This window comes from Microbacterium sp. Bi128 (assembly GCF_918698205.1).
This window is the reverse complement of sequence record NZ_CAKKMM010000117.1, coordinates 1-10,849: the sequence shown is the minus strand read 5'-3', so window position 1 is coordinate 10,849 and position 10,849 is coordinate 1. Positions and strand designations below refer to the sequence as shown.

Below are 10,849 nucleotides of genomic sequence, written 5' to 3'. Positions count from 1 at the left end.
GTCGAACGCACGGTCGTGAGCTTGAGCAGCTCGCTGCGCAGACTGCGGAGGAAGGTCGGCCCGCTGGCGGCCCGGGTGAACGTCGCGCGGCGCGGGGAGGTCAGGGCGGTCATGCGAGTTCCTTCGTCTTGTACTCGATCGCGTCGTCGGTCAGGGCGAGGTAGGCGTCCTCGAGGGAACCGTTGCGCGGGGTCAGTTCGTGCAGGGGGATGCCGTGGCGGGCGGCGATATCGCCGATGTCGGCGGCGCTCGCCCCCGTGAGGCTGGCCACCCCGGGCGCGTCGAGGGTCGCGGTGACCCCGGTCGGGGAGAGGACGTCGACGAGACGCGCGAGGTCGGGAGATCGGACGAGGACGGTCTCGGACGTCCACGACCGCACGAGGTCCTTCAGCGGCGCGTCGGCGAGGACCGCTCCGCGGCCGAGGACGATGACGTGGTCGGCCGTCTGGGCCATTTCGCTCATGAGGTGGCTGGAGAGCAGCACGGTGCGTCCCTCGGCCGCCAGGTGACGGACGAACTCGCGCACCCAGCGCACGCCCTCGGGGTCGAGCCCGTTGACCGGCTCGTCGAGGATGAGGGTGTGGGGGTCGCCGAGCAGCGCCGCGGCGATCCCGAGACGCTGCCCCATGCCCAGCGAGAATCCGCCGGCCCGCTTGTCGGCGACCGACGCGAGGCCGGTGAGGTCGATGACCTCGTCGACGCGACGGCGGTCGATGCCGTGCGTGGCCGCCATCACCCGGAGGTGGTTGCGGGCCGAGCGCCCGGTGTGGACGGCCTTGGCGTCCAGCAGCACACCCACCTCGGTGAGGGGAGCCGCGAGGCGGCCGTAGGGGGTGCCGTTGACGGAGACGCTGCCGGCGGTGGGGCGGTCGAGCCCCACGATCATGCGCATCGTGGTCGACTTGCCGGCGCCGTTGGGCCCGAGAAAGCCCGTGACCCGGCCCGGCGGCACGGTGAAGGAGACGTCGGACACGGCCGTGCGTGTGCCGTAGCGCTTGGTGAGGTGGTCTGCGACGATCATGTGTCCAGGCTAGGAATCACCCCCACGCCGGCGCGTCCCCCGCAGGGCTGATCTCTGACCCGTGCGTACATCTCCAGACGTACGTAAGCCCCCTCCCGCCGGAGCGGGAGGGGGCGTACGGGGACCCGATCTACTGCGCGTCGCGCTCCTGCACCGCGAGCGCGCGCTCGACGCCCGCGAGGTTCTCGCTCACCAGGCGGCGCAGCGCCGGCGCCGCGTCGGAGTGCGACGAGAGCCAGGCGCGGGTGGCGTCACGCAGCGCGCGGTTCGCCAGGGCCGCGGGGTACAGCCCCACGATGAGGTACTGCGCGATCTGGTAGCTGCGGCTCTCCCAGATCGGCATCAGCATCGCGAAGTACGGCTCGACGAAGTCGGCCAGCACGTCGACCGTGGCCGGGTGGGTGAAGCCGAGAGCGGCCGCGCGCACGATCGTGTTCGGTGCGTCCGCCCGATCGACGAGCGATCTCCACGCCTCCTGCTTCGCCTCGTGGGAGGGCAGGGCGGCCCGGGCCTGGGCCGCGAACTCGCCGCCCTTGGCCGTGTTGTCGGCCGCGCGCGCCGCGTCGATGTCGGCCGCGGTGACGGATCCGCCCGCGGCGAGGGCCACGAGGAGCTGCCACGACAGGTCGGTGTCGATCTCGAGACCCTCGAGCACGGTGTCACCGTCGCGCAGCGCCCGGACGGTCTCGACGTGGGCGGGAGTGGCCGCGGCCGACGCGAAGGCCGTCACGAACTGCAGCTGGCTGTCGCTGCCGGACTCGGCAGCCTGGGCCAGCTCCCACAGCCCGTCGGCGACCCGCTCGCGCGCCTCCGCGCGCTTCGCGGGGGCGACGTAGCTGTTGGCGGCGAGCTGCAGCTGGGCGAGGGTCGTGCGGACGGTGGTCGACTCCGTCTCGGCGCCGATGTTGCGCAGCACCAGGTCGATGTAGTCGGTCGCCGAGGACTCGGCATCCCGGGTCTGGTCCCACGCGGCACCCCAGACGAGCGAGCGAGCCAGCGGGTCGGCGATGTCCTTCAGGTGCGCGATCGCCGTGGCCAGCGACCGCTCGTCGAGACGGATCTTCGCGTACGCGAGGTCGTCGTCGTTCAGGAGCACGAGGTCGGGACGACGGATGCCGCGCAGCTCGGGCACCTCGGTCCGGTCACCGTCCACGTCGAGCTCGACGCGGTGCACCCGCTCGAGGCGACCGGACCGGTCGAGCGAGTAGAACCCGACCGCGAGGCGGTGCGGGCGGATCGTCGGGTAGTCGGAGGGTGCGGTCTGGACGATCGCGAAGCGCGTGATCGACCCGTGCTCGTCCTGCTCGATGAGCGGCGAGAGCGTGTTGACGCCCGCCGTCTCGAGCCACTTCTTCGCCCAGTCGCCCAGGTCGCGGCCGCTCGTGGCCTCGAGCTCGGCGAGGAGGTCACCGACCTCGGTGTTCGACCACTGGTGCTTCTGGAAGTACGCGGCGACACCGGCGAAGAACTCCTCGATGCCGACCCACGCGGCCAGCTGCTTGAGAACCGACCCGCCTTTGGCGTACGTGATGCCGTCGAAGTTGACCTGGACGTCTTCGAGGTCGGTGATCTCGGCGACGACGGGGTGCGTCGAGGGGAGCTGGTCCTGGCGATAGGCCCAGGTCTTCTCCATCGCGTTGAAGGTCGTCCACGCGGCCTTCCACTCGGTGGCTTCGGCGGTCGCGATCGTCGACGCCCACTCGGCGAACGACTCGTTCAGCCACAGGTCGTTCCACCACTTCATGGTCACGAGGTCGCCGAACCACATGTGAGCCAGCTCGTGCAGGATCGTCACGACGCGACGTTCCTTGACGGCATCCGTGACCTTGCTCCGGAAGACGTAGGTCTCAGTGAACGTGACGGCGCCGGCGTTCTCCATCGCGCCCGCGTTGAACTCGGGGACGAACAGCTGGTCGTACTTGGCGAACGGGTACGGGAAGCCGAACTTCTCCTCGAAGTACGCGAAGCCCTGACGGGGCTTGTTGAAGACGTAGTCGGCATCCAGGTACTGCCACAGGCTCTTGCGGGCGTAGACACCGAGCGGGATGACGCGGCCGTCGGCGCTCGTGAGCTCGGAGAACGTGGATTCGTAGGGGCCCGCGACGAGCGCGGTGATGTACGAGGAGATGCGGGGCGTGGGCGGGAACTCCCACCGTGCCGCACCGTCACCGAGCTCGATCGGCTCGGGAGTGGGGGAGTTGGAGACGACCTTCCACGCGGCGGGAGCGGTCACGGTGAAGGTGAACTCGGCCTTGAGATCGGGCTGCTCGAACACCGTGAAGACACGCCGCGAATCGGGCACCTCGAACTGCGAGTAGAGGTACACCTCGCCGTCGACGGGGTCGACGAAGCGGTGCAGGCCCTCGCCGGTGTTGGTGTACTCGCAGTCGGCGTCGACGACGAGCTCGTTCGTGGCCCCGAGTCCGTCCAGCGCGATACGCGAGTCGGCGAACGCGGTGTCGGGGTCGATCGTGCGACCGTTCAGCGTCACCGAGTTGACCGCGCGGGCGATCAGGTCGATGAAGGTCGAAGCGCCCTCGGTCGCGGCGAAGCGGACGGTCGTGACCGAACCGAAGACCTCGTCGCCCCGCGTCAGGTCGAGGTGCACGTCGTACTCGTGCGTGTCGACGATCGCGCGGCGCTCCTGCGCTTCGATGCGGGTGAGGTTCTCTCCTGGCACTGGCGTTCTCCCGTGGATGAGGGTGGATCGTCGCGGATGACGCTGCTGGCGCCGACGACAACCGTATAAGCCTACTGTCGAGACATCCCACGGCCGGGCTCACCGCGTAGGTGGAAAGATGTGGGGGTGAGCACGATCGATACGGACACCAGCCCCGAGACCGTCCTGTACGCGTCTCCCGCCGCGGCATCCGGACCCAAATGGGTCGAGACGCCCGTGGCGTACGACGCCATCCTCCTCGCCGGCTTCGGCGGTCCCGAAGGACAGGACGACGTCATCCCGTTCCTGCGCAACGTCACGCGCGGGCGCGGAATCCCCGATGAGCGACTCGAAGAGGTCGCCCATCATTACCGTCACTTCGGCGGCGTGAGCCCCATCAATGCCCAGAACCGCGCGTTGAAGGCGGCGCTCGAGGCCGAGATCGCCCGGCGCGGGGTGAATCTGCCCGTGTACTGGGGCAACCGCAACTGGGCTCCGTACCTCGAAGAAGCGCTCACCGAAGCGGCCGACGCCGGCCACACCACGCTCCTCGCGATCGCGACGAGCGCCTACAGCTCCTTCTCGAGCTGCCGCCAGTACCGCGAGGACTACGCCCGCGTGCTGGAGGCCACCGGACTCGGCGAGACCGTCACGATCGACAAGGTCCGCCAGTTCTTCGACCACCCCGGCTTCGTCTCAGCCTTCGTGGAGGGCGTGAAGGATGCCGTGTCGGCGTACGTCGCCGACGGCATCGCCGCCGAGAAGATCCGGGTGCTGTTCTCGACCCACTCGATCCCGATCGCTGACGCGCAGCGCTCCGGCCCGCGGGACGTCGACTTCGGCGAAGGCGGCGCCTACGAGGCTCAGCACAAGGCCGTCGCTGCGTACGTCATGGCCGAGGTCGCCGCCGCGGTGGCCGACGTCGAGTGGGAGCTGGTGTACCAGTCCCGCTCCGGCCCGGCCTCGCAGCCGTGGCTCGAGCCCGACGTCAACGACGTCATCGCCGAGCTCCCCGGTCGCGGAGCCGAGGCGGTCGTCATCGTGCCACTCGGCTTCGTCAGCGACCACATGGAAGTGCTGTGGGACCTCGACACCGAGGCGATGGAGGCGGCCGAAGAAGCCGGCATCCGGGCCGTCCGCACGCCGACCCCGGGCGTCGACCCGGCGTACGTGTCGGGTCTGGTCGACCTCGTCGAGGAGCGTCTGGCGGGCACGCCGAAGTCCGAGCGCCCCCACGTCACCGACCTCGGTCCCTGGTACGACGTGTGCCGCCCGGGCTGCTGCGAGAACATCCGCGCCGGCTTCAAGCCGGTCGCTGCGGGCCTGCGCCCCTGACTCGACCGAAGCCGCCCGGTGTCCGCACCGGGCGGCTTCGTCGTGTGCGCCCGGGGTGTCCGAGGCTCTCAATAAGATGAGCGCATGCGCATTCACATCGGCACCGATCACGCCGGTCTCGAGTTCTCCACCCAGCTGCAGCACCACTTGGCCTCGCAGGGCCACGAGGTCGTCGATCACGGTCCGATCGAGTACGACCCGCTCGACGACTACCCGGCCTTCTGCATCCGCGCCGCTCAAGCGGTCGTGCGAGACCAGGCCGACGGCGTCGAGACTCTGGGCGTGGTTTTCGGCGGCTCCGGCAACGGCGAGCAGATCGCGGCGAACAAGGTGCCGGGTGTGCGGGCCGCGCTGGTCTGGAGCATCGCGACGGCCGAGCTCGCGCGCGAACACAACGACGCGAACGTGATCGCGATCGGCGCCCGTCAGCACACGTTCGATGAGGCCGTCTCCTTCATCGACCGCTTCATCGCAACGCCGTTCTCGGGCGAAGAGCGCCACGCGCGCCGGATCGCACAGCTCGCCGCCTTCGAGCAGGACGGCATTCTGCTGCCCGACCCGCGCGAGGGGAGTGCGACGCCCGACGTCCTCGACGCGAGCGACTCCTTCGACCCCGAGGCAGGCTGATGCCCGAAGGGCATTCCGTCCACCGCATCGCGCGCCAATTCGATCGCAACATCGTGGGCCGCACCGTGGCGGCATCCAGCCCGCAGGGCCGCTTCGTCGAGGGTGCCTCGGTCATCGACGGCCGCGAGGCCCTCGAGGTCCGCGCGGTCGGCAAGCAGATGTTCCTGCGTTTCGACGGCGACGTGTGGTTGCGCGTCCACCTCGGCATGTACGGAGCGTGGGACTTCTCCGGCGAGGTCGCGGTCGACGCGACGATCGCGGCGGCCAACGGTCGCATGGGCCAGACCAATCAGCGCGGCACGCTCCTCGACGTGCCGATCCTGGATGCCGCCGGCGAGAACTCCCTCACTTCGATCGGTGCTCCGCGCCGCGCCCGCGTGCGCATGTCGGAGCAGACCACCGGACTCGAGGAGCAGACCGAGTGGCCGCCCCCGGTCGTGGGCGCGGTACGTCTGCGCTTGCTGACCGAGGCGACGTGCGCCGACCTGCGCGGACCGACGACGTGCGCGCTGCAGACGCCCGACGAGGTCGCCGCGACGATCGCCAAGCTCGGCCCCGACCCGCTCGTCGACGACCTCGCCGAGGCCGAGGAACGGTTCGTCTCGACCGTGCGGCGCAAGCCCACCGCGATCGGCCTGCTCCTGATGGACCAGGCGGTCGTCAGCGGCATCGGCAACGTGTACCGCGCCGAGATCCTCTTCCGCGCACGCCAGAACCCCCACACCCCGGGCCGCGACGTTCCCGAAGACACGGTGCGCGAGATCTGGCACGACTGGGTGCGGCTCTTGGCGATCGGCGTCGAGACCGGCCAGATGATGACGATGGACGACCTCGATCCCGAGGCGTACCGTCGCGCGATGGCGCATCGCGACGACCGCCACTGGGTGTACCACCGAGCCGGCCTGCCGTGCCGGATCTGCGGCACGACGGTGCTGATGGAAGAGGCGGCGGGACGCAAGCTGTACTGGTGCCCGAGCTGCCAGGCATGAGCGTTCTAGGCTGATCCGGTGCGTCAGAATCCGAGCTTCGCGATGACCGACGTCGGTGAGATCCGGCGCCTCATCGACCGCCATCCGTGGGTCACCCTCGTCTCGTCCGGTGCGGATGGCCTGGTGGCGTCTCACTACGCCGTCCTGCTCGACGACGACCGTGACGACCTGACGATCGTGGGCCACGTCGGCAAGCCGGACGACGTGATCCTCGGTCTCGGCGAGAACGAGCTTCTCGTCGTCGTTCAGGGCCCTCATGGCTACGTGTCCCCGCGGTGGTACGGCGATGTGGCGGCGGTGCCGACCTGGAATTTCGTCTCGGCCCACTTGAGTGGCATCCCGGAGCTTCTCTCGCCCGACGAGAACCTGCGCATTCTCGATCGGCTGGTCGCGCGGTTCGAGGGCGACGGCGACGACGCGCGGGGCCTCTACCGCGCGCCGAACGACGCCGGGTTCGTGGAGCGCCTGGAGCGCGGCACCGTCGGGTTCCGCCTGACCCCGACGCGCGTGGCGGCCAAGCGCAAGCTCAGCCAGAACCGGTCCGCCGAGGTCATGGACACGATCATCGACGGTCTCGGCCGGGCACCGTATGCCAATCCAGAACTCGCCGCCGAGATGCGCCGCGCCGCCGACGCGCGTCCGCGCGCATGATCGGCCAGACCGCGGGGTTCCTCCGCGCCGTGCGCGTCGCGGGCCCGGGCCGGGAGTTCCTGCCGACGCCCGACGAGCCCGTCGATCTCGTCATCCTCGGCGGACGCATCGTCGACATCGCTCCGACCGGCAATCTTCGTCCGCGCGGGCACGTCGTCGAGGGTGCGGGCGGCTGGCTCCTCCCGGGGCTGTGGGACCACCACGTCCACGTTCTGCAGTGGGCGCTGTCGGCGGACCGCACCGCCCTGGGCGACACCACGTCGGCGCGGGAGGCCGCCGGGATCATGGGACGCGTCCCCGCCGTGGACGGGCGGCGCGTGGGGGTGGGCTTCCGCGATGGGCTCTGGGACGACGTTCCGACCCTCGAGCTCCTGGATGCCACTACTGGCGAGGTTCCGACGTACCTCGTCAACGCCGATGTCCACAGCGTGTGGCTCAACTCCGCCGCGTTCCGTCGCGAGGGCTTCGAGCCCCCGGCATCCGGAATGCTCCGCGAAGAGGATGCCTTCGAGATCTCCCGGCGGATCAACGCCGTCGACCCCGAGATCGCCGATCGGGCCGTCGAGCGGATGGCGCGGGCTGCCGCCGCGCGGGGGGTCGTGGGGCTCGTCGATCTCGACATGACGTGGAACGACGAAGCGTGGCAGCGCCGAGCGGCGCGGGGGGTCGACGCGCTGCGCGTGTCGTACGGCACGTATCCGGAGCATCTCGACCGGGCCATCGCCGAAGGCCTGCGCACGGGCTATCCCGTGCGTGGGGCGGCGCACGACCTCGTGCGTGTGGGCCCGCTCAAGGCGATCACCGACGGATCGCTCGGCACGCGCACCGCGGCGTGCGCGCACCACTACCCGGGCGACGTGCACAACCACGGGCTCCTCACGATCCCTCCCGATGAGCTCGTCGATCTCATGACCCGCGCGACGGCCGCGGGCCTGGACTGTGCGATCCATGCGATCGGCGACCTCGCCAACGCCCACGCCCTCGACGCCTACGCCCGCACCGGTGCCGTCGGCACAATCGAGCACGCGCAGTTGGTCGCGCACGCGGACATTCCGCGCTTCGCTCGGCTCGGGATCGCGGCGAGCGTCCAACCCGAGCACGCGCTCGACGATCGGGACATGACGGATGCCATCTGGGCCGAGCAGTCCGCTCAGGCCTATCCGCTGCGGGCCCTCGCCGACAGCGGGGCCAATCTCCGCTTCGGCTCCGACGCTCCGGTGTCGCCGCTCGACCCGTGGGCCGCGATGGCCTCGGCGGTCTTCCGTACCCGCGACGGGCGCGACGCCTGGCAGCCGCACGAGCGGATCGACATCGACACCGCGATCGCGGCATCCACGGTCGGCGGCTCGACGGCGCCGGCGGAGGTCGCCCCCGGCGCATCGGCTGACCTCGTGATCGTCGACGCCGACCCTCGCGCGGCCGACGAGGCGGGTCTCCGCGCGATGCCGGTGCGCACGACGCTCCTCGCGGGTCGCGTCACGCACGCGCCCTGACCCGCTGGCGCGTGAGGGGTCGATTTCTGTCGCCTCCGGGCGACTCAGGCGACAGAAATTGACTCCTCACGCCGCGAAACGGCGAAGGGGGCGGTGCCGAAGCACCGCCCCCTTTCAAAAAGAACTCAGGCCGCGAGGTGCGCGAAGAGGAACCAGCGGTCCTTGTCGAGGCCGCGCTTGATCTCGATCGCGACGTCCTGGCTCGTCAGATCGGTCTCGTCGAGGCCGTCGATGGCGGTCTGGATGTCGACGAGGACGGCGTCGATGTCGGCGATGACGGCCTGGATGACCACGTCGGACTGCGCGAAACCGGCGGGGACGGCGGTCTGGGCGGCCTTGGCGGCAACGGTGGAGAGGCGCGCGTCGATCGGCAGACCCAGGGCGACGATCCGCTCGGCGGCGAGGTCGGCCCAGTCCTGCGCGTGGGCGACGACGGTGTCGAGCAGTTCGTGCACGCCGATGAAGTTCGCGCCGCGGACGTGCCAGTGCGCCTGCTTGCCGTTGACGACGAGGGCCTCGAGGCCGAGGACGATCGGGGACAGGAACTGCGCGGTGCTGGAGGCCATGGTCGAGTCGACGGTGGTGGCGGCGGGCGTCTGAACGGTGCTCATGAGATCTCCTCGGGTAATGCTGAAGTCGTGTTGACAGCAACGCTACTCACGCTGGAGCATTCCGCAAGCAAGATGAGGCTCGGCTAAATCCCTGGTGGCGAGGCAATCCTCGCCTTACCTGGCGGTAGTGTCACAGCATGACGATCGCCTCGGATGCCACGGTCCTCGCCCTCGCCGACGCCGCCCCGACGGTCCACGAGACCGCGTTCGTGGCATCCGGTGCCCGGGTCGTGGGAGAAGTGACGCTGAGCGAGGGATCGAGCGTCTGGTACAACGCCGTCGTCCGCGGGGACAGTGCCGCGATCGTGCTCGGTCCGCGGAGCAATCTGCAGGACAACGTGTCGGTCCACGTCGACCGGGGACGCCCCGTCACCATCGGCGCCGACGTGTCGGTGGGGCACAATGCCGTCGTCCACGGGTGCACGATCGGCGACGGCAGCCTCATCGGGATGGGGAGCGTCGTGCTGTCGGGCGCCGAGATCGGCCCCGGATGCCTCGTCGCCGGGGGAGCGGTCGTGCTCGAGGGCACCGTCATCCCGGAGGGGTCCCTGGTCGCGGGCGTGCCGGCGAAGGTGCGGCGCGCGCTGACCGCCGAGGAGCGCGAGGGGATCCTGCGGAACGCCGAGACCTACCTCACTCACGCGGAGCGGCACGCGGAAGCGCGGCCCGCCAGCTGAACTCCCTCGTCCTCAGTCCGGCGCGAGGCGCTCTCGACGGGCGAGACGCGGGACCACCCGCACCATCACGAGCATCCCCACCAGCTCTACGAGCGTCTGGGTCACGACCGCCGCGGCGGCGGGAGCCAGCGGCGCGGGGAGGGCCAGAGCGAGCGGCAGGATGACGAGCGAGTTCCGTGTCGCTGCGGAGAACATCAGAGCGCGAGAAGATGCCACGTCCTGACGCAGGACCCGCGCGACGACGATGCCGAGGGCGGCAGCGATCACCAGGAAGGCGACGTAGATCGGCACCAGGCCCCACAGCGCAGATGCGTTCGCGCGCACGACGTCGACCTGCGCGGCGACGATGACGGCCAGGGTCACCGTCATGATCGGTGCCATGCCGGCATCCATCGTCTTCTCCACGCGTCGGGCGAGCGAGAATCGGCGTGCCAAGAACTGGGTGAAGGCAGCGAGACCGAGGGGGAGCGCGATGAACAGGACGAACGCCTGGACGAACGGTCCCGTGTCGACCGTCCCGAGGACGTCGAGACCAGCCATCATCCCCAGGTAGACCGGCAGAAGCACCAACTGCAGCAGCATGAGCACCGGCGAGACGGCGAGCAGCTTCGCCGCCGCGCCTCCGGCGAGGCGCGTGAACACGATGACGTAGTCGACGCACGGCGTCAGCAGCACGAGCAGCACGCCGACGAGGAGGGCCTGATCGTGCGCAACGAACCGCGAGAGGCCGAAGACCACGACCGGGACGAGAACGAAATTCAGCACCAGGGCCGCCGAGACGAAGCG

Annotated in this window: 10 protein-coding genes; 6 read left to right on the top strand and 4 right to left on the bottom strand. The window is 70.1% G+C overall.

Annotated elements, in window-relative coordinates; translation table 11 throughout:
• Positions 1-109: 109 nt before the first annotated feature.
• Both LQV45_RS10750 and pepN read right to left on the bottom strand, forming a co-directional pair.
• Positions 110-1,021: an ABC transporter ATP-binding protein gene (locus LQV45_RS10750; RefSeq protein ID WP_230007009.1), complete on the bottom strand. Its 912-nt coding sequence runs from the start codon at positions 1,019-1,021 to the stop codon at positions 110-112.
• 130 nt (positions 1,022-1,151) lie between these two features.
• The gene (pepN, locus tag LQV45_RS10745) at positions 1,152-3,701 is read right to left on the bottom strand and encodes an aminopeptidase N (RefSeq protein ID WP_230007008.1); all 2,550 of its coding nucleotides are present in this window, start codon (positions 3,699-3,701) and stop codon (positions 1,152-1,154) included.
• A 126-nt stretch (positions 3,702-3,827) separates the two neighbouring features.
• Here pepN and LQV45_RS10740 point away from each other — a divergent pair, with 126 nt between their 5' ends.
• The 5 genes from LQV45_RS10740 to LQV45_RS10720 all read left to right on the top strand — a co-directional run bounded on the left by LQV45_RS10740 (position 3,828) and on the right by LQV45_RS10720 (position 8,775).
• Positions 3,828-5,015, top strand: coding sequence for a ferrochelatase (locus LQV45_RS10740; RefSeq protein ID WP_230007007.1), 1,188 nt, complete (start codon positions 3,828-3,830; stop codon positions 5,013-5,015).
• 84 nt (positions 5,016-5,099) lie between these two features.
• Entirely contained in the window at positions 5,100-5,642 is a 543-nt protein-coding gene (locus LQV45_RS10735) for a ribose-5-phosphate isomerase (protein ID WP_230007006.1), read from the top strand.
• Entirely contained in the window at positions 5,642-6,631 is a 990-nt protein-coding gene (locus tag LQV45_RS10730; protein WP_230007005.1) for an Fpg/Nei family DNA glycosylase, read from the top strand. The genes LQV45_RS10735 and LQV45_RS10730 overlap by 1 nt, the downstream gene beginning before the upstream one ends.
• An 18-nt stretch (positions 6,632-6,649) precedes the next feature.
• Complete coding sequence (locus LQV45_RS10725) at positions 6,650-7,282, top strand: FMN-binding negative transcriptional regulator (protein WP_230007004.1); 633 nt, start codon at positions 6,650-6,652, stop codon at positions 7,280-7,282.
• Entirely contained in the window at positions 7,279-8,775 is a 1,497-nt protein-coding gene (locus LQV45_RS10720) for an amidohydrolase (protein ID WP_230007003.1), read from the top strand. Before LQV45_RS10725 ends, LQV45_RS10720 begins: the two co-directional genes overlap by 4 nt.
• A 125-nt stretch (positions 8,776-8,900) precedes the next feature.
• Here the strand turns inward: LQV45_RS10720 and LQV45_RS10715 are convergent, their stop codons facing one another.
• Entirely contained in the window at positions 8,901-9,386 is a 486-nt protein-coding gene (locus LQV45_RS10715; protein ID WP_230007002.1) for a Dps family protein, read from the bottom strand.
• A gap of 137 nt (positions 9,387-9,523) precedes the next feature.
• Here LQV45_RS10715 and LQV45_RS10710 point away from each other — a divergent pair, with 137 nt between their 5' ends.
• A complete protein-coding gene (locus LQV45_RS10710; RefSeq protein WP_230007001.1) occupies positions 9,524-10,063 on the top strand; it encodes a gamma carbonic anhydrase family protein in 540 nt (179 codons plus the stop codon).
• A 12-nt stretch (positions 10,064-10,075) separates the two neighbouring features.
• Here LQV45_RS10710 and LQV45_RS10705 read toward each other — a convergent pair.
• Positions 10,076-10,849, bottom strand: a 774-nt coding sequence (locus LQV45_RS10705; RefSeq protein WP_230007000.1) for an arsenic resistance protein, incomplete at its 5' end; no start/stop codon positions are given.

Coding starts and splice junctions, on each gene's coding strand:
- LQV45_RS10750 (WP_230007009.1), bottom strand. CDS start 1,021: ATGATCGTCGCAGACCACCTCACCAAGCGCTACGGCACACGCACGGCC.
- LQV45_RS10735 (WP_230007006.1), top strand. CDS start 5,100: ATGCGCATTCACATCGGCACCGATCACGCCGGTCTCGAGTTCTCCACC.
- LQV45_RS10730 (WP_230007005.1), top strand. CDS start 5,642: ATGCCCGAAGGGCATTCCGTCCACCGCATCGCGCGCCAATTCGATCGC.
- LQV45_RS10720 (WP_230007003.1), top strand. CDS start 7,279: ATGATCGGCCAGACCGCGGGGTTCCTCCGCGCCGTGCGCGTCGCGGGC.
- LQV45_RS10715 (WP_230007002.1), bottom strand. CDS start 9,386: ATGAGCACCGTTCAGACGCCCGCCGCCACCACCGTCGACTCGACCATG.
- LQV45_RS10710 (WP_230007001.1), top strand. CDS start 9,524: ATGACGATCGCCTCGGATGCCACGGTCCTCGCCCTCGCCGACGCCGCC.